Origin of the sequence: Streptomyces sp. NPDC086077, assembly GCF_040686175.1 — a bacterium.
In the GTDB taxonomy this organism is placed as follows: domain Bacteria; phylum Actinomycetota; class Actinomycetes; order Streptomycetales; family Streptomycetaceae; genus Streptomyces.
In genome coordinates, this window is record NZ_JBFBJT010000028.1 from 13,428 (window position 1) to 35,788 (window position 22,361).

Sequence of the window (22,361 nt, forward strand, 5' to 3'; positions counted from 1 at the left end):
TCTCCGCGCGGTGACGAAGGCGTCAGATGTCTCCCGCGTCACTCCACCGTGCCCGAAGTGGCAGCGGAGCGCGAGGCGTCGGCCACCTTTCCGGAATCGCTTGACCTCCGCATTGGTCCATACCAAAATCCAGACACCCGTACGAGTCCCCACTCGTTCCCCCCACGTCGGGCCCCTTTCCCCTGTCCTCCAGACAGAACAGGACCGCCGTGAAGCTTCGACTCCTCGCCCTCGCCTGCGTCTCCGCGTCCCTCCTCGGCGGGTGCGCGCTCGTGCCGTCGAGCGGGGCCGAACGGCGCACGGTGACCGTCTGGCTGATGAAGGGCAGTGCCTCGGCGCAGTTCCTGGAACGGTTCACCGAGCAGTTCGAGCGCACGCACGAGGACCTCGACCTCGACATCCGCATCCAGGAGTGGACCGGCATCGGAGAGAAGGTGCAGGCGGCGCTTGAGGCCGAGACCCCGGACGGACCCGATGTCATCGAGGTCGGCAACACCCAGGTCCCGCAGTACGTCGACGGCGGCGGCCTGCTCGACCTGACGCTGGAGTCGCTGCGGGACTGGGGCATGCGCGACTGGCTGCCCGGCCTCGCCGAACCGGGCCGGCAGCGCTCGACGCAGTACGGCATCCCCTGGTACGCGGCCAACCGTGTCGTCATCTACCGCAAGGACCTGTTCGAGCAGGCCGGGATCGCCGGCCCGCCGAAGACGCGCGAGGACTGGCTCGCCGCCACCGAGAAGCTCAGCTCCGGCGGGAACCAGGGGATCTATCTGGCCGGACAGGACTGGTACACACTCTCCGGATTCATCTGGGACGAGGGCGGCGACCTCGCGAAGGAGAGCGGCGGCGTCTGGACCGGCACCCTGGACACCCCCGCCGCCCTGCGCGGCATGGACTTCTACCGCCGGCTCCAGGCGCTCGGCGGGGGACCGGTCGACGCGGACGAGGAACACCCGCCGCAGGCCGAGGAGTTCGCCAAGGGCAGGATCGCCCAGATCGTGGCCGTACCGGGCCAGGCCCGCGCCATCGTCCAGCAGAACCCCCGACTGGAAGGCGAGCTGGGCTTCTTCCCCGTCCCCGGCACGTCCGCCGGCAAGCCTGGCGCGGTCTTCACCGGCGGCTCCGACCTCGTGGTACCGAAGCGCACCGACCAGCGCGACGGCGCCGTCACCGTCGTCGAGGAACTCACCGGAGCCAAGTGGAACACCGAACTGGCCCGGGCCATGAACTACGTCCCCAACAAGACGACCCTCGCCGCGGCCGTCGCCGGCGAGGAGGGGGTCGCCGCCATGGCGGCGGGTGCCGCGCAGGGGCGGGCGACCCCCAGTACGCCCGAGTGGGCCGCCGTCGAGGCGGACAACCCGATCAAGGAGTACATGACCAGGGTGCTCACCGGCGCCGACCCGGCGACGGAGGCCCGCCGCGCCTCCCGTCGGATCACCGAGGCGCTGGCGGTCCCCCTCGGCTGATCAGCCGGCGGTGCTCAGCGACAGCGCGAAACGTCCCTCCCCGTCCGTCCACCAGTGGGACAACTCCAGTCCGACGGCGGCCAGTTCGGTGCGCACCCGCTCCTTGCGGAACTTCGCCGACACCTCGGTGCGCAGTTCCTCGCCCGCCGCGAAGTCGACGGCGAGGTCGAGGGAGGGGATCTTCACGGTCTGCGCGGTCAGGGAGCGCAGCCGCATCTCGATCCACTCGTTCCCCGCGTCCCACAGGGCCACGTGGGCGAAGGCGTCGGGGTCGAAGTCGGCGTCCAGCTCGCGGTTGACGACCGACAGGACGTTCTTGTTGAACGCGGCTGTCACGCCGGCCGCGTCGTCGTACGCCCTGACCAGCACCTGCTCGTCCTTGACCAGGTCGGTGCCGAGCAGCAGCGCGTCGCCGGGGGAGAGCAGGGAGCGGATCGAGGCGAGGAACGCCGCGCGCTCCTGCGGCAGCAGGTTGCCGATCGTGCCGCCGAGGAACGCCACCAACCGCGGACCCGGCGTGTCCGGCAACTTGAGCGCCACCGTGAAGTCGGCGATCAGCGCGTGCACGTCCAGGCCGGGCCGTTCCGCGACGAGCGCCTCACCGGCCTGGGTGAGGGCGCTGTCGCTGACGTCGACCGGGACGTACGTGTGCAGCCCGGTCAGCGCGTCGAGCAGGTGCCGGGTCTTCTCCGAGGAGCCGGAACCCAGCTCGACCAGGGTGCGGGCGCCGCTCGCCGCGGCGATCTCGGTGGCACGGTCGATGAGGATCTCCCGCTCGGCCCGGGTCGGGTAGTACTCCGGCAGTTCGGTGATCTGCTCGAAGAGCTCGCTGCCCCGGGCGTCGTAGAACCATTTCGGCGGCAGGGTCTTGGGCGAACTCGTCAGGCCCTTCAGGACGTCGGCGCGCAGTGCGGCCTCCGTGGCGTCCTCGGGCAGGGTGCGGGTGAGAAGGAACGGACTCACGTGCGGGGCTCCTTCGAGGGTGGGGCCGCCGAGGCGTCGCTCGGCTCCTTGAGCGGGGTGAGCTGTACATCGGTGCCGCCGGCCACCAGCAGGGTGTGGTCGGGCACCTCGTGCCAGCGGGGATCGTCGTCGTACGGTTCCGAGGCCACGACCGTGCCGCCGCCCGGCGGGCGGACGTACCAGAGGGTGTCGCCCCAGGCGGTCGCGGCGATGGACTCGCCGTCGGTCAGCAGCAGGTTCAGCCGGGAGCCCGGGGCCGCCGCCGCGACCTCGGGGACCGTGTCGGCCAGCGCCCGGCCCGGGTCGTCGCCGGCGCGCAGCCTGGCGAGGACGAGCGCCCACACGAGCGCGGAGTCGTTGCGTGCCTCCAGGGACAGCAGGTCCACGGGGGGCAGTCTCCGGGCCACTTCGGCGAGTGAGTGGGGCCAGCCCACGACCGCGCCGTTGTGGCTGAACAGCCAGGATCCCGCGGCGAACGGCGCCGCCGCGGCCTCCGCGTCGGCACCCGCAAGTGTCGCGTCCCGCACGGCGGCGAGCAGCGTCCGGGTGCGGACGACCCGGGCCAGATCGGCGAAGGACAGATCCGCCCAGATCGGTCCGGCCCGCCGGTAGCGGGCCGGCAGCGGATCGCCCTGCGCGTACCAGCCCACGCCGAAACCGTCGGCGTTGACGGTTCCGTACCGCTGCCGCCGGGGCGCCCAGGACTGCCGGTACAGGCCGAACGGGGGCTCCACCAGCAGCCTGCCGAGAAACTCCTCGGGCCCGGTGTACGCGAGGTGACGGCACATCAGACGTCCCCCGTGCGAGCCGTGCGGAAGCCGGAGAAGATCTGCCGCCGGATCGGAAGGTCCCAGTTGCGGAAGGTGCCCCGGCAGGCCACCTGGTCCACGGCGAAGGAACCTCCGCGCAGCACCTTGTGCTCCGGCCCGAAGAAGACCTCCGAGTACTCCTTGTACGGGAACGGCCTGAAGCCCGGGTACGGCTGGAAGTCGCTCGCCGTCCACTCCCACACGTCACCGATCAACTGCCGTACGCCCAGCGGTGACTCGCCCTCGGGGTGGCTTCCGGCCGGGGCCGGGCGCAGATGGCGCTGGCCGAGGTTGGCGTGCTCGGGCGTCGGGTCGGCGTCACCCCACGGGTAGCGCGTCGAGCGGCCGGTCGCCGGGTCGAACCGGGCGGCTTTCTCCCACTCGGTCTCGGTGGGCAGCCGGCGCCCGGCCCAGCGGGCGTACGCGTCCGCCTCGTACCAGCACACGTGCAGCACCGGCTCGTCGGACGGCACCACCTCGGTGACGCCGAAGCGGCGCCGCAGCCACTGACCGCCGTCCCGGTGCCAGAACAGCGGCGCCTTGATGGCGGTGCGGCGGATGTGCGCCCAGCCGGCCGCCGTCCACCAGCGGTCGTCGTCGTAGCCGCCGTCCTCGATGAACGCCTGGTAGGCGCCGTTCGTCACCGGCGTGGTGTCGATCCAGAACGACGCCACCTCACGCCGGTGCGCCGGCCGCTCGTTGTCCAGCGCCCAGGGCTCCGTGGAGGTGCCCATGGTGAACGGGCCGCCGGGCACCAGGACTTCGGCCGGCCCGGTGAACAGCGGCACGGGCTCGGGGTCGGGGGCGTGCAGGGCTTGAGGGCCCTTGCGGAGCTGATGGGTGATCAGCATGGTCTCGTCGTGCTGCTGTTCGTGCTGCGCGATCATGCCGAAGGCGAAGCCCGCCTCCGTGAGCCGGGTGCCGTGGAACGCGGTGCCGGCCAGCACGTCCAGGGCCCGGCCGCGCACCTCGGCCGCGTACCGGCGGGCCTCGCCAGGTGCCAGCAGCGGCAGCGTGGGCCGTTCCGCGCGCGGGTGCTCGAAGGCGTCGTACAGGCTGTCTATCTCGGGCCGTATCGCCTCCTGGCCGGCGACCGCGCGCAGCAGCCAGAGCTCTTCCTGGTTGCCGATGTGCGCGAGGTCCCACACCAGCGGGGACATCAGCGGCGAGTGCTGGGCGGTGAGGTCGGGCTCCTCGACACAGCTCGTGAGCAGCGTGGTGCGGTCCCGCGCGGCGACGAGCGACGCCAGGGCGCGGTCCCGGAAGGCCTCGCTGTCGATCTCGCTGTCCGTCTCGGTGCCGATGACGGGGTCGGTCATGTGCGCGGGTCCTTCCCTTGCCGGCGGCGGCCGTTGCCGCGCTGCCTGTCGAGCAGATCGTCGGCGGGGCAGCGGCCCCGGAGGACATAGCGGTCCCGGTAGGCGGCGACGGCGTCCGTCACCGCGGTGGACGCGCCGAGCCGCGGCAGCGCCCGCAGCGCCGCCGCGAAGCACGCGACGGCCACCTCGTGCAACTCCGGGTCGGCGAGCCCGTACCGGGCCGCGTCGAGCCACAGCGGGTTGTGCGGCGCCGGCAGGGCCCCGGTGCGTTCGGTCAGCGGTTTGACCGTGCGGTAGGCGGTCTCCGCGGCCTCCGGGTCGTCGAACAGCGCCGTCGTCACCGCGAGCGGCACGATCCACCCGTCCTCACCGGGCTGCGCGTCCATCATGCGCAGTTCGAGATGGCCGCGCGGCCGGACCGGCGGGAACAGCGTGGTGAGGTGATAGCCGAGGTCGTCCCAGGTCGGCGGCCTGGGCGCCCCCGATCTGGTCCATTCCCGGAAGGTCAGTCCGTCCGGCACGTGCCACGGGCCGTCGTCCTGCCGTACGCACATCACCTGGGAATCCAGCACGTGCCGGGCCCAGGCGCCGCGCGGCTCGGCGTCCAGGGCGGGCGCGCCCGCCCGGCCCGCGCCGATCTGGACCCAGCGCAGCTGCCGGGTGGACAGCCAGCCGGTGGGTTCGCGGCCGGCCAGCGGGGAGTTGGCGAACGCCGCCAGCAGGACCGCGCCCAGTTGGTGCGCCAGCCACCAGCGCCGTACATGGCCGAGCGGGCCGGGCTCCTCGTGCCCGGCGTCCAGGCACACCTGGACCGACGCCGAGGTGCACATCATGGCGCGACCGGCCGGGCCGGTGCGGTCGAGGAAGGTCTCCATCGCCTCGTAGCGCGGCTCCCGCAGGAATCTGCGGGGGGAGTGCCACGGGTCGTGGCCGATGCCGAGGAGGCCGAGATCGTGCTCGCGCAGTGCCGCGCGAACGGCGTCCAGATCGGCGGAGACGGTGTCCACGCACTCCATCAGGGAGGCGGCGGGCGGAGAACTCAGCTCCAGCTGGCCGCCGGGTTCGACGGTCAGCGCCGACCTCAGAGGGACGGTGCGCAGTGCGGCGTAGGCCGCTTCGAGTCGTTCGGGTGTCACGGGAAGCTGCGGGCCGCGCAGCTCGTGGACGAGCCATTCCACTTCGACGCCGACGGTGCGCGGCGGTCCGGTCTTGAAGCAGATGCCCCGGACCAGGGCCTCCACCTCGGGTTCGGTGACGGCTGTACGTGGCTCCGTACAGTCGCTCATTGAGTCGGACATGTCGGGATCCTCCTGAGATTCCACCATGCCGCCGGACCGCCGAACGGCAAGTCGGACCGGCACACTCGTCCCACCCAAGCCCCTCGTGTCGCCTCGCACAAGGGTGCACATCCGGACTTCCCGGACCGGATGCCCGCGCCTCGGGGCCGGGGGAAACTCTGTTGCACCGCAGGACCAGCATCGCTCACGATGCGTTCATGAGCACGACGGGGGAGATCGCGGGGCGCGCGGTCGTGGCGCCCACGGGGGTGGCGCCATGAGCGCGCGGCTGCGCGGCATCGCGCGGGAGACCGAGGAAATCGTGGTCGCGGGCGCCTATCAGCTGTCGAACGGGCGTACGGTTTCGATCGCGGCGGCGGTGGCGGCCGCACGCGACGGGACCCGGATGTACGGCCCTGAGCCGGTGCCGGTCGCGGCGGCGCCCGCGGTCGACACGATCGTCGAGGTCACCGGCGAGAGCAGCCTGGAGGCGGCCCGCCGGATCGGCGACGCGGCGGTGCTGAACTTCGCCTCGGCGCGCAATCCCGGCGGCGGCTTCCTGAACGGCGCCCAGGCCCAGGAGGAGGCACTGTGCCGCGCCTCCGCGCTGTACGCGTGCCTGCGGCGGGTCCCGGAGTTCTACGACCACCACCGCACCCACCGCGACCCGTTCTACACCGACCGTGTGATCCACTCACCGGCCGTCCCGGTCTTCCGCGACGACCGCGGCCGCCTGCTGGACGAGCCGAGCACGGCCGGTTTCCTCACGGCGGCCGCCCCCAACGCCGGGGTCGTGCGCCGTACGGCACCGGAGCGGGCGGCCGACCTGCCGCGCGCCCTCGCCGCGCGCGCCGAACGCGTCCTGGAGGTCGCGGCCCGCCACGGCTACCGGCGGCTGGTCCTGGGCGCCTGGGGCTGCGGGGTCTTCCAGAACGATCCGGCGCAGGTCGCCGGTGTCTTCCGGGACCTGCTGGGGCCGGACGGGCGATTCTCGGGGAGGTTCGCGCACGTGGTCTTCGGCGTGCTGGACCGCACACCTGGGGCGGTCACCCGCAGCGCCTTCGAGCGCACGTTCCCCGAACGTCAGCTCCAGCCGTAGCGCTCGCGCAGCCGGTGCCGGACCGAGTTGAAGCGCATCCGGTCCAGGGCACAGGCCTCCCGGCGCATGCCCTTCTCGTGCAGCCGCAGCACCCGGCCCACATCCACCCAGGAGTCACGCCCCGACCGGTCCCACGGCCCGTTCCCTATCGGCACCCACCGGGGCAAGCCCCGGCTCCCCTGGAGCGGCTTCGCCGCGCCCCCTGCTACGCCGTCGTGCCGCCTGCTGGACAACTGCACGGCCAGGAACGTGCCCGCGGCTTCCCGGGCCACCACCAGCACCGGGCGGTCCTTGCCCCGCCCGTCGTTCTCCTCGTAGGGCACCCACGTCCACACGATCTCCCCAGGGTCGGGGTCGCCGTCGTGCGCGGGCGAGTACTCGGTGCGCACCCGGCCCACCTCGCGCGGGTCGGCCTGGGTGGTGGCGGTGGGGCCGAAGCGGCCGGGGACGTTCTCGTCCGTGAAGGCAGTCACCGGGTCACGGTAACCGGCGACCGTGAAGCCTTGGCCGACGGGCGGGCGAACACCCCTGTGCCGCCGGGGGCTCCGAGGCCAGGGGCTCCGGCGGGCGCAGCTCGTGCCAGCGCAGTTCCGCCTCCAGTTGCGCGGCGAGCGAGACGAGCAGGGGTTCGCTGTGCGCGGGACCCAGCAACTGGGCACCGACCGGCAGACCGCCGGTGACGAAGCCCGCCGGGATGTTCACGCCGGGCCAGCCCAGCACGTTCCACGGCCAGGCGTAGGGGCAGGCGGCGATCATCGCGCGGTCGGTGGCCAGCCCGCCGAGCCGCAGCATGGCACCGATCCGGAGCGGGGGAGCGGCGGTGGTCGGCGTCAGGATCACGTCGTACGACGAGAAGAACGCGCCGATCCGGCGGTGCAGCGCCGCCTCCGCGCGCCGGGCGGCCCGCAGCGGCGCCCCGCCGAGCAGCCGGCCCAGCCGCGCGGCGTCCCGGGTGCGCGGGTCGAGCAGGGCGGCGTCGGGGGCCTCACGGACCCAGTCCGCGACACCGGCGGTGGCGCGGGGCACGAAGGTCAGCCCGATCTGCCCGTAGGGCGGGTCGGCCTCCTCGACCGTGTGGCCCGACGCGGCCAGTTTCCCGGCGAGTTCGACGACCCGGGCGCGGATCTCGGGGTGCAGCCGGGCGGGCACCGCGGTGAACGGCGGCTTCAGCGCGAGGGCGATGCGCAGCCGCCCGGGGTCACGGCCCACCGCCCCGGACACGTCGACCGTGGGCGGGCGGTGCGGATCCTGGTCGTGGTTGCCGCAGGCGGAGTCCAGCAGCAGGGCCGCGTCCGCGACGGTACGGGCCAAGGTGCCGTTGACCGTGATGCCGTGGAACGATTCGCCGCGCGGCCAGGTCGAGATGCGCCCACGCTGCGGCTTGATGCCGATCAGATGCGTCCAGGACGCCGGGATGCGCACCGAACCGGCGCCGTCCGAGCCGAGCGCCGCCGGCACCAGCCCCGCCGCGACCGCCGCCGCCGAGCCACCCGAGGAACCGCCCGGCGTGTGCTCGGTGTTCCACGGGTTGCGGGTCGCGCCGAACGCGGGTCCCTCGGTGAACGGCCACTGCCCGAGTTCGCAGGTGTTGGTCTTGCCGACGATCACCGCGCCGGCCGCGCGCAGCCGCCGTACCGCCTCGCAGTCCTCGGCGGCCGGGGCGAACGTGCCCGGACAGCCGAACGCGGTGGGCTCGCCGGCCACGTCCATGTCGTCCTTGACGGCGACGGGCACCCCGAGGAGCGGCCGTCGCGCCCCGACGGCCAGTTCGCGGTCAGCGGCCTCGGCCTCGGCGAGCGCCGCCTCGGTCCGCACGATCCGGAAGGCGTTGAGTGTGCCCTGCGTCGCCTCGATCCGGGCCAGGGCCGCCTCGACGAGCGCGCGCGAGGTGACCTCGCCGTCGGCGAGCGCGCGGGCGGTCTCCGCCAGACCGGCAAAAGGGTCGAGCGTCATGCGGGACACCTCCGGAGCGTGTGGACTACCGAACGGTAACGTCAGGAGGGCCGCGGGGGAACGGTGTTGGGGCAGAGGGGTGGGGGCGTGGACGGCCCGTGCCCCCGCAGTCCCGCGGGGGCACCGGCCGCTGTGGGGGGTCAGGCGTTCGGGTCGAAGGGGATTCCGGCGGGCATCGAGTGGGCGAGGGCGTACTGGAAGTCGCCGTCGTCGATCTTGATGGTGGCCGAGCCGAAGTCGGCGCTCAGCAGCTTGTCGCGGTATCCGGCCGGGTAGCCGTTCCAGCCGACGAGGCGCGGGAAGAACCAGCCGCCCGTGGCGTTCTCCGGCGGCTCGTCGTTGCCGCCCGCGAACCGGAAGCAATGGCTCCCGGCACCGTCCTTGTGGTACACGATCTTCGGGTGCGTGCCGTCGAAGCGGATCGACGAACGGGCGGCCACCTCATAGGTGTTGTGCTGGGACACCGACACGTACCGGGCCTCGTTGTCGTTGACCCACACCACCACGTGCTCCCAGTCGTGGGTGTGCCCGATGGCGGCAGGACCGAGGGTCACCTGGTCCTTCTCGAAGTAACTGGCGTACATCACCGCGCACCAGCCGTTGTTGCACTTGGCGCGCGAGTACGTGTTGGCGTTGGCCAGCTGGGCCTGGTCGTGGCAGCGGCCGTTGACGTCACCGCCCAGCTCGAGGCCGGGATTGAGGGTGCCGTCGGCGCCGATGGCGGCGGTGGCGTAGCAGCCGTCGCCGTCGTAGTCGTAGGCGGGGGAGAAGGTCTGTTCGAGCCCGTCGGCGTTCTGGGGCAGCAGTTGCAGAACGTTCGCGTGGGCACTCGCCGGGACGGCCACGAGCAGTGCCATCGCGCCGAGCGCGCCGAGGACGGCCCTGGCGAGGGGTCTTGCGATGCGCATCACACCTCCTTGGTCGGCGCTGCCGTCAGCAGTAGAGGTTGCCGCCGGGGGAGACCCCGAGGATGGAGGTGAACCGGTGGTAGGCGTCCACGCGGCTCTGCACCTGGGCCGGGTTCCTGCCGTCGCACTCCAGGGAGCCGTTGATGCTGCGGATCGTCTGGCCGAAGCCGGCGCCGTTGACCATGGCGTTGTGCGGGGTCATGGTGCCGGGGCCGGACTGGGTGTTCCAGTACCACAGGCCGGTCTTCCAGGCCACGGCCGGGTCGTTCTGCACCAGCCAGGGGTTGTTGAGCAGATCGATGCCGAGCGCGTCGCCCGCGGCCTTGTAGTTGAAGTTCCAGCTGAGCTGGATGGGACCGCGCCCGTAGTAGGCCGCCTGGCCGGCCGGGCAGCCGTACCACTGGCCCCAGTCGCAGTAGTGCGGGTAGTTGGCCTGGTTCTGCTCGACGATGTGGACGAGGCCGCCGGTCTCGTGGTTGACGTTGGCGAGGAAGGCGGCGGCCTCCTGCTTGCGCACGGTGTCGCTGCCGGTCTTGGCGAAACCGGGGTAGGCGCTCAAGGCCGCGGTGAGTCCGCTGTAGGTGTAGAACGCGTTCCGGCCCGGGAACATCTGGTTGAACTGGGCCTCGGAGACGACGAATCCGGACGGGTTGCCGCCTCCACCGCTGCCGGGCGCGTTCCACTTCTGGTTCGCGGCGCCGGTGCAGCTCCAGATCTGCAGCCGGGTGCCGTTGGCGCTGCTGTTCTCCCGGACGTCGAGGCACTTGTTCGCGGCCGGGTTGACGATGTCCCGCGCCGCGGTGACGACCCACTGCTGGTTGGCGCCCCCGGAGCAGTCCCACAGTTGGACCGCCGCACCGTCGGCGGTGCTGCGCTCGACGACGTCCAGGCACTTGCCGAGCGCACGGAGGGTTCCGTCACCCGGGTTGGACCAGACCTGGGCGCCGGTCCCGTTGCAGTCGTAGAGCTGTACGGCGGTGCCGTTGGCGCTGCCGGCGCCCGCCACGTCGACGCACTTTCCGGCGAGCCCGGTGATCGTGCCGTCGGCGGCCTGGGCGGGGGTCGCGGTGAACAGGGCGGTGACGACGGCGGAGAGGGCGACGAAGGCCGTGAACCGGCCGATCAGGCTCCGTCGGGTACCGGGACGTCTGAGGTGGGAGATGCGCATGCTGGACGACGCTCCTTGGGTGGGGGTTCGCGTCATCGCGCGCTCGGACGCCCTGCGGATGGTTCGTCAGGTGGCGAGGCAAGGGGCGACGTTCACCCTGGGGACGGCCGAGTGCGCGGACGGGGGAGGTATCGTCCGGTGAAACTAAAGGTATGGACCATCTTAGTCAAGGCGTGAAGTAAGGTCTGGCGTATAGGAGTTGAGCTGGGCGTAGGCTTTCGGAAACGCGAACGGCCGGCTCCGACCCCCGCTCATGCGGGTCGGAGCCGGCCGGGTTCGGGCCCGGTGATCAGGCGGCCTGCGGCACCGCCCGCCCGTGCACGCGCGCCACGACCTCCGTGAGCTGCGCGGCGACCTCGGCGTCGTCGGCCGGGTGGGTCTCGGCGAAACGGGTCACGGAGCCGGGGATGGAGAGCTTGATGTCCTCCAGCACCGTGGCGCCGGCGATGCCCAGCGCCTTGCGGGCCTCGTCCTGCGCCCAGACGCCGCCGTACTGACCGAATGCGGTGCCGACCACGGCGACCGGCTTGCCGCCCAGCGCGCCGGCGCCGTACGGGCGGGACAGCCAGTCGATGGCGTTCTTCAGCACGGCCGGAATGGTGCCGTTGTACTCCGGGGTGAACAGCAGCAGGGCGTCGGCCGAGCCGGCGGCCTCGCGAAGACGCGCGGCGGCGGCCGGGACCGTGCCCTCGACGTCGATGTCCTCGTTGTAGAAGGGGATCTCGGCCAGGCCCTCGTACAGCTGGACGTCGACACCCTCGGGAGCGAGCTTGACGGCCGCCTCGGCGAGCTGGCGGTTGTGCGAGCCGGCGCGGAGGCTGCCGACGAGGGCGAGGATGCGTACAGACATGGGGAACTCCATGGGGGATGCAGCGTGGGGTGAGTATCCGGACCGGGGTCCGCTTAAATCTCTATCACCCTAACCGGACCGCGGTCCAGTTTCTTCCCCGTGCTTTACGCTGTCTTCATGTCCGCCTCCCTGCCGCCGTTGCCGGAGTCCCGTGAGCCGCTGGGTGCCCCCGAGCTGCTGGAACTCGGCCCCTCCGTCGAGGAGCAGTGCCTGCGCGCGGACGCCGCGCGCAACCGCGCCCGGCTGCTGGAGGCCGCCGGCCTGCTGGTGGCGGAGCACGGCGCGGCGGCGCTGACCATGGAGGCGGTGGCCACGGCCGCGTCGGTGGGCAAAGGGACGGTCTTCCGCCGCTTCGGGGACCGGGTCGGCCTGCTGACGGCGCTCCTCGACCACTCCGAGAAGAAGTTCCAGGCCGCGTTCCTCGGCGGACCGCCACCGCTGGGGCCCGGCGCCCCGCCCGTGGAGCGGATGCGCGCGTTCGGCTGTGCCTCGCTGCGCCGGTCGGTGGAGGAGCTGGACCTGCAGCTCGCCGCCGAGGGGACCCCCGACCGCCGGCACAGCGCGGCGCCCCGGCAGTTGCTCCACCAGCACCTGGTCATGCTGGTGCGGCAGGTGGTGCCCGACGCGGACTGCGTCCTGCTCGCCCAGACGCTGATGAGCTACCTCGACCCGGCCGTGGTCCACCACCTGACCAAGCGCTGCGGCATGCCGCTGGAGCGGCTGGAGGCCGGGTGGGTCGACCTGGTGGCGCGCATCACGCGGACCGAGTGCCCGCCCGCCGGAGTCCTGACCGAGCAGCCCCGCGCCGCCGAGCAGTCCGGTACCGAACCGCCTTGCTGAGTCCCGGGCGGCCTGTTCGGCACGCCTGTGCTCGTTGAAGGCGGGAGCACGTTCCCCCGCCCGCCTCCCGTGCCGCCGCCTCTGCCAAGATGCGGTGCGTCATGGTGCAGATACCGAACACGCCCGCGTCCGCGCCGCCCGCGCGGCGCTCCGTGCCCACGAGCGCCGATGTGGCCCGCCTGGCCGGCGTCTCGCGTGCGACTGTCTCGTACGTCCTCAACAACACCAGCGCCGTACGGATCAGCGAGCCCACGCGCCGCCGGGTCCACGAGGCCGCGAAGGAACTCGGTTACGTCCCGCACGCGGCCGCCCGCAGCCTGCGCGCCGGGCACAGCCGGATGGTCCTGATGCCCTCCCCGGCCATCCCCGCAGGGCCGCTGTACGCGCGGTTCATCAACGAACTCCAGTGGGCCCTGAGCCGCCTCGACTACACGGTCGTCCAGTACGGCACGCTCGGCCCGCACGGTGAGGAAGCCGCCCGCGCCTGGGCCGAGTTGCGACCGGTCGCCGTGCTCGTGCCCGGCCAGGGCCTCGGCCCGCAGGGCGTCGCGGTGCTCAAGCGCTCCGGCGCCCGGGCGGTGGTCACCCTCGGCCCGGCGAGCGTCGAGGGCGCGCACGCCCTGCTCATGGACCACGCGGCCGTCGGCCAGGTGGCAGGGCGCCATCTCTACGAACGCGGAAGCCGTCGCATCGGCGTCGTGACGCCCGGGGAACCCGGCCTGGAGGCCTACTCCCGGCCGCGTCTGGACGGCGTACGGCAGGCACTGCACGGCACGGACGCCGTCGTCACCGAGCTGCCGCTCGCCTACGACGAGGAGGCCGCCGCACACCTCGCCGCGCGCTGGCGCGGGCTCGGCCTGGACGGGGTGTTCACGTACAACGACGAGTACGCGATGCTGCTGATGCGCGCCCTGCAGGACGAGGGCGTACGGATCCCCGAGGACACGGCGGTGATCGGCGCGGACGACCTGATGCTGGGCAGGCTGCTGAGGCCGCGCCTGAGCACCGTCCACCTCGAGCTGCCGTCCGGCCGGGAACTCGCGGAACTGGTCGACCGCGCGGTACGCGACCCGGGCGCCGCACCCGAGAGGCACGAAGTGCTGGGCGCCGCGGTGGTGCACCGCGACTCCAGCTGACACCCGGCTGCGGGGCCGCCACGTCCGGCACCGGCGCCCGCCGCGGCGGCAAGGCCGATCGGCGGGCCTTCAGCGGCGTGCGCCGGACGCCGGCAGGGCCGGACGTGGCACGGCATCCCTGCCAGGTGCCGGACCGGCTGGTGCCTACCCGGTTCCCTACTGGGCCTCGCCCTCCTGCGCCTGCTGCTCGGCGACCGCCTTGCGGACCTCGTCCATGTCCAGCTTGCGGGCCTGACCGATCACGTCCGTGAGGGCGGCCTCCGGCAGGGCGCCGGGCTGTGCGAACACCGCGACCCGGTCGCGCACGATCATCAGCGTCGGAATCGACTGGATGCCGAAGGCGGCGGCCAGCTCCGGCTGCGCCTCGGTGTCCACCTTGCCGAACACCAGGTCCGGGTTCTCCTCCGCGGCCTTCTCGTACACCGGGGCGAACTGACGGCACGGCCCGCACCAGGACGCCCAGAAGTCGATCAGGACGAACTCGTTGTCCGTGACCGTCTGGTCGAAGTTGTCCTTGGTGAGCTCAACTGTCTGGCTCATGGCGTGATCCCTACTTCCTGGTGTGGGGGCGAAGCCGTCGGCAGAACACGGTCGGACCGCCGGGTATTCCGGGCGTCCGATCGATCATGTAACGGCGCGCGTACCCATGTGGCCGACGCGCCACACCACCCATCAGACTGACCACCATGACGGAAAAGCAATCCATCGCCTACGACGTCGTTGTGCTCGGTGCCGGACCGGTGGGGGAGAACGTCGCCGACCGCACCCGCGCGGCCGGTCTGACCACGGCGGTCGTGGAGAGCGAACTGGTCGGCGGCGAGTGCTCTTACTGGGCCTGCATGCCCAGCAAGGCCCTGCTGCGCCCGGTCACCGCACGCGCGGACGCCCGCCGGGTGCCGGGGCTGAGCCAGCTGGTGCAGGGGGACCTCGACGTGACCGCGGTGCTCGCCCACCGCGACTACTACACCTCCCACTGGAAGGACGACGGCCAGGTCGCATGGCTCGACGGCATCGGGGCCGACCTGTACCGGGGCCATGGCCGCCTCGCCGGACCGCGTACGGTCGTCGTCACCGGACCCGACGGCGAGGAGAGCACCCTCACGGCACGCCACGCCGTCGCCGTCTGCACCGGCAGCCGCGCCCAGCTGCCCGGCCTGCCCGGACTCGCCGACGTCAGGCCCTGGACCAGCCGGGAGGCGACCAGCTCCCAGGAGGTGCCCGGGCGGCTCATCGTCGTGGGCGGTGGCGTGGTTGCCACCGAGATGGCCACCGTCTGGCAGGCCCTCGGCTCCCGCGTGACCGTCCTGGTGCGGGGCAAGGGCCTGCTGAACCGGATGGAGCCCTTCGCCGGTGAAATGGTCGCCGAGGCCCTCACCGAGGCCGGCGCGGACATCCGTACCGGCACCTCGGTCGAGTCGGTGACCCGGGGAAACGGCACGGTCGTGGCCGTCACCGACCGCGGTGACCGCATCGAGGCCGACGAGATCCTCTTCGCCACCGGGCGCGCCCCGCGCACCGACGACATCGGCCTCGACACCGTGGGCCTGGAGCCGGGCTCCTGGCTGCCGGTCGACGACAGCCTCCAGGTGCCCGGCACCGACTGGCTGTACGGCGTCGGCGACGTCAACCACCGTGCGCTGCTGACCCACCAGGGCAAGTACCAGGCGAGGATCGCGGGCGCCGCCATCGCCGCCCGGGCCTCCGGCGAGCGGACCCTGGATTCCGGCCCCTGGGGCGCGCACGCCGCCACCGCCGACCACGCGGCCGTACCGCAGGTCGTCTTCGCCGACCCGGAGGCGGCGTCCGCCGGGCTCACCCTGGCGGAGGCCGAGCGGGCGGGCCACCGCGTCCGCGCCGTCGACGTCGAACTCTCCTCGGTCGCCGGAGCGGGCCTGTACGCCGACGGTTACCGCGGGCGCGCCCGGATGGTCGTCGACGTGGAGCGCGAAATCCTGCGAGGGGTGACCTTCGTGGGCCCGGCCGTGGCTGAACTGATCCACTCGGCCGCCATCGCCATCGCCGGTGAGGTGCCGCTGAGCAGGCTGTGGCACGCGGTGCCGTCGTACCCGACGATCAGCGAGGTGTGGCTGCGGCTGCTGGAGAGCTACCGGGACAACTGAGCGGGACGCTTCACTCCGGCAGTGCGAAGCCCAGCTCCCGCGCCGCCTCCTCAGGCGTCGGCTGCGCCCAGCGCTGAGCCACCGTCCCGTTCGCGGACAGGGAGCGCAGCTCGGCGCGGTCGACGTAGAGCACGCCGTCCAGGTGGTCCGTCTCGTGCTGCACGATCCGGGCGGGCCACCCGGTGAACACCTCGTCCACGGCGCTGCCGTGCTCGTCCGAGCAGGTCAGCCGTACCCGGGTGGGCCGGGCCACCACCGCCTGCCAGCCGGGCAGGCTCAGACAGCCCTCGAAGAACCCGGCACGCGCCGCGCCGGCCGGCTCGTACGACGGATTCACCAGCACCCGGAACGGCAGCGGCACCCGCCCCCGCGCCAGCCGCACCTCCTCCGGCACCGGAGCCGGGTCCTCGATCACCGCGATCCGCAGCGGTACGCCGACCTGCGGTGCCGCCAGACCGACGCCCGGGGCCGCGTGCATGGTGACGCGCAGGGCCTCGACGAACCGGGCCAGCGTCGCGGGCTCCAGCTGGCCCTCGAACGGCTCGGCGGGCTGCCGCAGCACGGGATCGCCGGCCGCGACGATCGGCAACGGGCCGCCTGCGGCGAGGAGTTGCTCGACATGCTCGGCGAGCGGCACACGGTCACGGGGTGCAGACATTGGGCCAGGATGCCATGACTCTCTGTCGTGTGACGCAGGCCACTGAAATCTCCGGGAACTCCCTGCGCCCCCGCCCCGACTACTGCACCACTACGGCCGAGAATCGTCCCCCGCTCCCCGGAGACCCCATGACCACAGCTCCCCCGACCAGCACGGACGCGCCCCCGCAACCCGCCGCGCCACCGCCGAGACCGAGCCCGTGGGCGCCATTGCGCCCGCTCGTGCTGCGCCTGCACTTCTACGCCGGGCTCCTCGTCGCCCCGTTCCTGCTCGTCGCGGCCACTACCGGTTTCCTGTACGCCGGTTCGTTCCAGGCCGAGAAGATCGTGTACGCCGACGAGATGACCGTCCCCGAGGCCGGCGGCAGCGAACTGCCCGTGTCCGCGCAGGTGGCCGCCGCCCGCGAGGCGCATCCCGAGGGAACGGTTTCGGCCGTGCGGCCCGCGCCGGGGGACGACGCCACGACCCGCGTCATGCTCTCCGGGGTGCCCGGCGTCGACGAGGACCACACGCTCGCCGTGTTCGTCGACCCGTACACGGGGAAGGTGCGGGGGGCCCTGGAGCAGTACGGCTCCACCGGGGCGCTGCCGTTGCGCACCTGGATCGACGAGTTCCACCGTGACCTCCACCTCGGCGACGGCGGACGCCTCTACAGCGAACTCGCCGCGAGCTGGCTGTGGGTGATCGCGGGCGGCGGCCTGGTGCTGTGGTTCTCCCGCCGCCGTGCCCGGCGCAAGGTGCGCGGCACCACCGGTCGGCGCCGCACCCTCGGCCTGCACGGCACGATCGGTGTCTGGGCCGGGATCGGCTTCTTCTTCCTGTCCGCGACCGGCCTGACCTGGTCGACGTACGCGGGCGCGAACATCGACGAACTGCGCACCTCCCTCGGCCACTCCACGCCGTCCGTGTCGGCCTCGGCGGGCGGCGACCACGGGGGCCACGGCGCCGCCGCGGGGTCCGGGGGTTCCGGCGAGCACGGTGTCGGCCTCGACAAGGTGCTGGCCACCGCCCGGGCGCAGGGGCTGGGCGACCCCGTCGAGATCGTGCCGCCGGCCAACGCGGGCTCGGCGTACGTCGTGAAGCAGGTGGAGCGTGGCTGGCCCGGGAAGCAGGACTCGGTCGCCGTCGACCCGGCCACCGGCGAGGTCACCGACGTGTTGCGGTTCGCCGACTATCCGCTGCTGGCGAAGCTGACCCGGTGGGGCATCGACCTGCACACCGGCGTGCTGTTCGGGGTGGTGAACCAGCTGGCCCTCATGCTGCTCGCGCTGTCCCTGGTCGTGCTGATCGTGCTCGGCTACCGCATGTGGTGGCAGCGGGGCCGCGGATCCGCCTTCGGCCGGCCGATCCCGCGGGGCGCCTGGGCGCAGGTGCCGCCGCAGATCCTGGTCCCGCTGCTGGCCGTGGTCGCCGTCGTGGGCTACTTCGTGCCGCTGCTCGGCATACCGCTGGCCGCCTTCCTCCTGGTGGACGTGATCCTGGGCGAGATCGCGCACCGGCGGGGGCGGCGGACGTACGGCACCGGGGGAGGGGCGGCCGAGGAAGCGGCCGCCGGATGAGCGCCGGCCCGGCCTCTCGAGGAGAGGCCGGGCCGAAATCGCCGTCAGGGTGAGTGCGCCGGTCAGACGCGCTCCTCGAAGTCACCGGCGAGCGCGGCGGCGATCCGCAGATGCGGCTCCGCCTCCGTCTGCCGGCCCTGGCGTTCGAGCGTACGGCCCAGCATCAGCCGGGCGTACTGCTCCACCGGGTCGCGCTCCACGATGGTGCGCAACTCGTCTTCAGCGCGGCGCAGTTGGGCCGAGTGGTAGTAGGCGCGGGCCAGCAGCAGCCGCGGTCCCGTCTGCTCGGGCACCTCCTCGACCAACCCGTCCAGGACGCGTGCCGCCGCCGTGTACTCCTTGGCGTCGAAGAACATCCGCGCGCGGTCCCAGCGCTCGGCCGCCGTTCCGTGGTCGTAGTACGTCGTGTCCACTCCTGACCTCCTCCGAGCGGCTCAACCGACCCGAGTGGTTGAATATTCCACCATCTGAAATGCCTCAGGTCGGGCCCTCGCGAGGGGCGGGGGCCGGGGAGTCGCCTCGCCGGAACGCCACGAGCGCGGCGTCGTCGCCGAGGTTTCCGCCGCCGGTGTAGTGCAGCAGGTCGGCGCGGAGGAAGGAGACGAGCGACTGCGGGTCGCCGCCGGGCCAGGTGCGGATGCGGTCGGGCAGGGGGTAGAACGCGCCGGTCCGATCCCGCGCCTCCAGGACGCCGTCGGTGCACAGCAGCACGACGTCGTCCGGCCCCAAGGGGAAGGATCCGGTGCGGCCGGACGCGGTCGCCAGGCCGAGACCGAGCGGCGGGGCCGGATCGGGCAGCGCCGGTTCCACGGGGTGGCCGTCGCGGATGACCAGCGGCGGGGGGTGACCGCAGGAGAGGCAGCTGATCGGGCCGGCGTCGTCGGGCACGTCGAGCAGCAGTGCGGTGACGAAGTCCTCCCCGGCCGCGCGGTCGTGCGTCACGGGCGTCGCGGCGAGCGCGCCGTCCAGGGCCGCGGCGAGCGTGGACAGATCGGGCTCGCGGTGGGCCGTGGCGTGGAACGCCCCCAGGACGAGGGCGGCCTCACCGACGGCGTCCAGGCCCTTGCCGCGCACGTCGCCGATCATGAGCCGGGTGCTGTGCGGTCTGCGGGCGGCGGCGTACAGGTCGCCGCCGATGACCGCCTCGGCCTCGGCCGCGAGGTAGACGGACGCGATGTGCAGCGGGCCGGTACGTTCGGGCAGCGGGCGCAGCACCGCCTTCTGCGCGGTCAGGGCCAGCGAGCGTGCGTGGCGGTAGTGCCGTGCGTACTGGTCGCGCAGGTAGGCGAAGAAGACCACGAGGGCGGAGACGGCCGCCAGCGCGAGGGTGGCCACGCTCTGGTTGAGGGCGGGCGGCCCCTCAGTCATGTCGACGGCGACCTCCGCGCCCAGGGCCAGAGCGGCGACAGCGGCGGTGAGCCGGGCGCCGGCGAAGGAGGCCGTGATCGCCGGCGCCACGACCAGGAAGGGACTGAGCCGGACCTGCGGCGGTGTCAGCACATCCACGAGGGTGATGACCGCGATCAGTACCAGCGGCACGGCAACCCAGAACGGCCGCCGCCCGTCGCGCGCGCTCAGGAGATCGAAACTCATGAGTCAGCAATACTCGCCCCGCGTGCGCCGGGCCCAGGTGGTACGCGTGTCGGCACCCGTATGGCGGGCAGAGCACCGCGAAGTGATGTCGCGGACCCACCGGTAGCGCCGGCGAGGACTCAGGCGCCGGCTGTCAGGAACTCGATGAGCGCGGCGTTCACCTCGGCCGGGCGTTCCTGCTGGGTCCAGTGGCCGCAGCCCGTCAGCTTGAGGGGCTCGCGCCGCAGACCGGGCATCAGGGCGGGGAGCTTCGCGATGAGTTCGGGCGTGCCGGGGAAGGCGGGGACGACGTCGCGGTCGCCGTAGATGTAAAGGGAGGGAGGGGTGACGACGGCGCCGTCCCAGGGGGCCGTCAGTTCGCAGTTGCGGTCCAGGTTGCGGTTCCAGTTGAGCGCTCCGGTGAAGCCGCCGGAGAAGCTCTCGGCGAGCGCGTCGAGATCGTCCTCGGTGAACCACTCGGGCAGTGTCCCGGGGTCCGGCATGGTCGCCAGCCAGCCCGCCTCGGGGTCGACCAGCGGCTGCTCGACCGCGCCGGGGGCCTCGCCGGAAGCCCAGCAAATGAACTTCCGCAGGGCGGTGCGGGTGTCCGCGGCGAACTCGGCGTCGACGTCGTCGGGGTGGTCGCTGCGGCCGTAGCCACGCTGGTCAGGGGCGACCACCCGGAAGCCCGCGGCGGCCAGGGGGGGCGAACTGCCGGGGCCAGGAGTGCCAGGACTCCGGGAAGCCGTGCAGGAGCACCACCAGGGGGCCTTCGCCTTCCTCGGCGATGTGCAGCCGGACCCCGTTCACGTCGACCATGCGATGCTCCACCATGCGCCCGAGGGTACGCGTCGTGATCTTCGCCGCGGTGCCGGGCGCGCGGCGCGACGGGGCGGTCCCGACCGCGCCGAGGCCGGGACCTTCAGAACACGCGGATCGGGATCTCGGCCGGGTCGGCGAGCAGTTCGGCGATCTCGTCGTCCAGCCGGACCAGTGTGACGGAGGCGCCGGCCATGTCGAGCGAGGTGCAGTACTCGCCCACGTAGCTGCGCGCGATCTCGATGCCTCGCCCGGTCAGCTGCTCGTGGGCCCGCCCGTACACCAGGTAGAGCTCGCCGATCGGGGTGCCGCCGAGGCCGTTGACCATCAGGGCGACACGGTCGCCGGAGGAGTACGGGAGGTCGTCCACCACCGCGCTGACGAGCTCGCCCACCATCGCGTCGGCCGGCTGGAGCTTCTCCCGCCTCCGGCCCGGCTCACCGTGGATGCCCACACCCATCTCCACCGCGTCGTCCGGCAGGTCGAACAGCGGGGAGCCCTTCGCGGGCGGCGTGCACGCGGTGAGCGCCATGCCCATGGTTCTGGTGACGGAGTTGACCTTCGCCCCGATCCGGTGCACCTCGTCGAGGTCCGCGCCGCGTTCGGCGGCCGCGCCGACGGCCTTCATCACGAAGAAGTTGCCGGCCACCCCGCGCCGTCCCACGGTGTAGGTCGAGTCCTCCACGGCCACGTCGTCGTCGATGAAGAGGGTACGGACCGTCACGCCTTCGGCCTGGGAGAGCTCCTCGGCCATCTCGAAGGCCATCCGGTCCCCGGTGTAGTTGTTGACCAGCAGCAGAACGCCCTTCGGGGAGGCGACGAGCTTGACCGTCTCGTAGACGAAGTCGGCCGGCGGCGCCGCGAACACGTCGCCGGGGCAGGCCGCGTCGAGCATCCCCCTGCCGACGGTCATCACATGTGCCGGCTCGTGACCGGACCCGGAGCCCTGCACGAGGGAGACCTTGTTCTCCTGCGGGGCGTCGGCGCGCATGATCAGGTTGTACTCGGGGACGTATTTCAGGGTGTCGGGGTTGGCGAGGGCGAGCCCCTCCAGCATCTGTGCGACATAGTCCTTGGGGTCGTTCACGAACTTCTTCATCCCGCAACTCCTTCGTGGTGCCGGTGCCCGCCGCTGAGGCCCGATTCGGGGAGCGGCCCGCTGCCCGCCGTCAGTCGCGTGCCTCCCACTCGGCGGCGACGCGCTCCGCCATCACCGCGACCGCCACCGCGCCCGGATCCGGCGAGCCGATACTGCGCTCCCCGGTGTAGCTCTGACGGCCACGCCGGGCCTGCATGGAGGTGGTGGCGTCGGCCGCGGCGCGGGCGGTCTCGGCGGCCAGCCGGGCCAGTTCTGCCGCCTCGGTTCCCGGTCCGCCGTCCGCCAACCGCTGTTCCAGGGCGTCGGTCATCGGTATCAGCGCGTCCAGCAACGTCTTGTCGCCGAGGTCGGACTTGCCCCGCGCCTTGATCCCCTCGGCCGCGGCTCGCAGCATGGCCACGGCGTCCGCGGCCGCCGGTTCCGGCCGGTCCTTCACGGCCCCCGAAGCCCGCAGGAAGGCTGTGCCCCAGAGCGGCCCCGACGTACCGCCGACCCGCTTGGAGATCACCAGGGCGACCTTCTTCAGGAATTCGGCCGGCGAGTCCGATGTCAGGGTGTCCCAGTCGGCGAGCACGATCTCGAAGCCGCGCGCGAGCGAGTACCCGAAGTCCCCGTCACCCGCGACGGCGTCGAGGTCTCCGAATTCCTTCTCGTTGTCGACCGCCGTCCGGGCAATGGTCCGGACCACGAAGGCGAGGTCGTCGACGGGTGTCGATGGCGATGACATGACTCTCCTGACTGCC

The 22,361-nt window shown here is 72.6% G+C and carries 21 protein-coding genes and 1 pseudogene; 6 read left to right on the forward strand and 16 right to left on the reverse strand.

Translation table 11 applies throughout. The annotated features are described in order from the left end of the window. The first annotated feature begins 209 nt into the window (after positions 1–209). A complete protein-coding gene (locus AB0O67_RS11245) occupies positions 210–1,469 on the forward strand; it encodes an extracellular solute-binding protein (RefSeq protein ID WP_365448584.1) in 1,260 nt (419 codons plus the stop codon). Here the strand turns inward: AB0O67_RS11245 and egtD are convergent, their stop codons facing one another. From egtD to egtA, 4 genes are read right to left on the reverse strand one after another with little or no spacing between them, the layout of a single operon-like run. Next, entirely contained in the window at positions 1,470–2,432 is a 963-nt protein-coding gene (gene egtD, locus AB0O67_RS11250) for an L-histidine N(alpha)-methyltransferase (protein ID WP_365448586.1), read from the reverse strand. It lies immediately after the preceding gene. Beyond that, on the reverse strand, positions 2,429–3,220 hold the full coding sequence (gene egtC / locus AB0O67_RS11255) for an ergothioneine biosynthesis protein EgtC (RefSeq protein WP_365448588.1): 792 nt from the start codon (positions 3,218–3,220) through the stop codon (positions 2,429–2,431). Before egtC ends, egtD begins: the two co-directional genes overlap by 4 nt. Further along, positions 3,220–4,560: an ergothioneine biosynthesis protein EgtB gene (egtB, locus tag AB0O67_RS11260; protein ID WP_365448590.1), complete on the reverse strand. Its 1,341-nt coding sequence runs from the start codon at positions 4,558–4,560 to the stop codon at positions 3,220–3,222. Before egtB ends, egtC begins: the two co-directional genes overlap by 1 nt. Next, positions 4,557–5,858, reverse strand: coding sequence for an ergothioneine biosynthesis glutamate--cysteine ligase EgtA (gene egtA / locus AB0O67_RS11265; RefSeq protein ID WP_365448592.1), 1,302 nt, complete (start codon positions 5,856–5,858; stop codon positions 4,557–4,559). Before egtA ends, egtB begins: the two co-directional genes overlap by 4 nt. 256 nt (positions 5,859–6,114) lie before the next feature. On the opposite strand from egtA, the gene AB0O67_RS11270 reads away from it, so the two are divergent. Further along, on the forward strand, positions 6,115–6,936 hold the full coding sequence (locus AB0O67_RS11270; RefSeq protein WP_365448594.1) for a TIGR02452 family protein: 822 nt from the start codon (positions 6,115–6,117) through the stop codon (positions 6,934–6,936). On the opposite strand, the gene AB0O67_RS11275 is transcribed toward AB0O67_RS11270, so the two are convergent. The 5 genes from AB0O67_RS11275 to AB0O67_RS11295 form a co-directional block, all read right to left on the reverse strand. Further along, entirely contained in the window at positions 6,921–7,409 is a 489-nt protein-coding gene (locus AB0O67_RS11275) for a type II toxin-antitoxin system PemK/MazF family toxin (RefSeq protein ID WP_365448596.1), read from the reverse strand. The genes AB0O67_RS11270 and AB0O67_RS11275 overlap by 16 nt on opposite strands. Positions 7,410–7,413: 4 nt before the next feature. Continuing rightward, the gene (locus tag AB0O67_RS11280; protein WP_365448598.1) at positions 7,414–8,889 is read right to left on the reverse strand and encodes an amidase; all 1,476 of its coding nucleotides are present in this window, start codon (positions 8,887–8,889) and stop codon (positions 7,414–7,416) included. A gap of 140 nt (positions 8,890–9,029) precedes the next feature. Then, entirely contained in the window at positions 9,030–9,797 is a 768-nt protein-coding gene (locus AB0O67_RS11285; RefSeq protein WP_365448600.1) for an NPP1 family protein, read from the reverse strand. Between the two features lie 25 nt (positions 9,798–9,822). Continuing rightward, a complete protein-coding gene (locus tag AB0O67_RS11290) occupies positions 9,823–10,965 on the reverse strand; it encodes a glycoside hydrolase family 19 protein (RefSeq protein ID WP_365448602.1) in 1,143 nt (380 codons plus the stop codon). 289 nt (positions 10,966–11,254) lie between these two features. After that, positions 11,255–11,815 (reverse strand): NAD(P)H-dependent oxidoreductase, encoded by a 561-nt coding sequence (locus AB0O67_RS11295; protein ID WP_365448603.1) that lies wholly within the window; start codon positions 11,813–11,815, stop codon positions 11,255–11,257. Between the two features lie 117 nt (positions 11,816–11,932). Between AB0O67_RS11295 and AB0O67_RS11300 the strand changes: the two genes are divergently transcribed. After that, positions 11,933–12,655 carry a TetR/AcrR family transcriptional regulator gene (locus tag AB0O67_RS11300; RefSeq protein ID WP_365448605.1) on the forward strand — a complete coding sequence of 241 codons (723 nt, stop codon included), beginning with the start codon at positions 11,933–11,935 and terminating at the stop codon, positions 12,653–12,655. A gap of 89 nt (positions 12,656–12,744) precedes the next feature. Then, positions 12,745–13,791 carry a LacI family DNA-binding transcriptional regulator gene (locus AB0O67_RS11305; protein ID WP_365448607.1) on the forward strand — a complete coding sequence of 349 codons (1,047 nt, stop codon included), beginning with the start codon at positions 12,745–12,747 and terminating at the stop codon, positions 13,789–13,791. Between the two features lie 156 nt (positions 13,792–13,947). Here AB0O67_RS11305 and trxA read toward each other — a convergent pair whose 3' ends face one another. Continuing rightward, complete coding sequence (gene trxA / locus AB0O67_RS11310; protein ID WP_365448609.1) at positions 13,948–14,331, reverse strand: thioredoxin; 384 nt, start codon at positions 14,329–14,331, stop codon at positions 13,948–13,950. 146 nt (positions 14,332–14,477) lie between these two features. On the opposite strand from trxA, the gene AB0O67_RS11315 reads away from it, so the two are divergent. Next, the gene (locus AB0O67_RS11315; RefSeq protein WP_365448611.1) at positions 14,478–15,911 is read left to right on the forward strand and encodes an NAD(P)/FAD-dependent oxidoreductase; all 1,434 of its coding nucleotides are present in this window, start codon (positions 14,478–14,480) and stop codon (positions 15,909–15,911) included. Positions 15,912–15,921: 10 nt separating this feature from the next. On the opposite strand, the gene AB0O67_RS11320 is transcribed toward AB0O67_RS11315, so the two are convergent. Beyond that, positions 15,922–16,569: a peptide deformylase gene (locus AB0O67_RS11320; RefSeq protein ID WP_365448613.1), complete on the reverse strand. Its 648-nt coding sequence runs from the start codon at positions 16,567–16,569 to the stop codon at positions 15,922–15,924. 128 nt (positions 16,570–16,697) lie between these two features. Here AB0O67_RS11320 and AB0O67_RS11325 point away from each other — a divergent pair, with 128 nt between their 5' ends. Continuing rightward, entirely contained in the window at positions 16,698–18,128 is a 1,431-nt protein-coding gene (locus AB0O67_RS11325; RefSeq protein WP_365448615.1) for a PepSY domain-containing protein, read from the forward strand. A 62-nt stretch (positions 18,129–18,190) separates the two neighbouring features. Here AB0O67_RS11325 and AB0O67_RS11330 read toward each other — a convergent pair whose 3' ends face one another. The 5 genes and pseudogenes from AB0O67_RS11330 to dhaL all read right to left on the reverse strand — a co-directional run bounded on the left by AB0O67_RS11330 (position 18,191) and on the right by dhaL (position 22,345). Then, positions 18,191–18,541 (reverse strand): tetratricopeptide repeat protein, encoded by a 351-nt coding sequence (locus tag AB0O67_RS11330; RefSeq protein WP_365448617.1) that lies wholly within the window; start codon positions 18,539–18,541, stop codon positions 18,191–18,193. 64 nt (positions 18,542–18,605) lie between these two features. Next, complete coding sequence (locus tag AB0O67_RS11335) at positions 18,606–19,721, reverse strand: PP2C family protein-serine/threonine phosphatase (protein WP_365448619.1); 1,116 nt, start codon at positions 19,719–19,721, stop codon at positions 18,606–18,608. A 119-nt stretch (positions 19,722–19,840) separates the two neighbouring features. Further along, positions 19,841–20,519: pseudogene (locus AB0O67_RS11340) on the reverse strand (alpha/beta hydrolase). A 103-nt stretch (positions 20,520–20,622) separates the two neighbouring features. Beyond that, positions 20,623–21,618 carry a dihydroxyacetone kinase subunit DhaK gene (gene dhaK, locus AB0O67_RS11345; RefSeq protein WP_365448621.1) on the reverse strand — a complete coding sequence of 332 codons (996 nt, stop codon included), beginning with the start codon at positions 21,616–21,618 and terminating at the stop codon, positions 20,623–20,625. A gap of 70 nt (positions 21,619–21,688) precedes the next feature. Next, the gene (gene dhaL / locus AB0O67_RS11350) at positions 21,689–22,345 is read right to left on the reverse strand and encodes a dihydroxyacetone kinase subunit DhaL (protein ID WP_365448623.1); all 657 of its coding nucleotides are present in this window, start codon (positions 22,343–22,345) and stop codon (positions 21,689–21,691) included. Positions 22,346–22,361 lie beyond the last annotated feature (16 nt).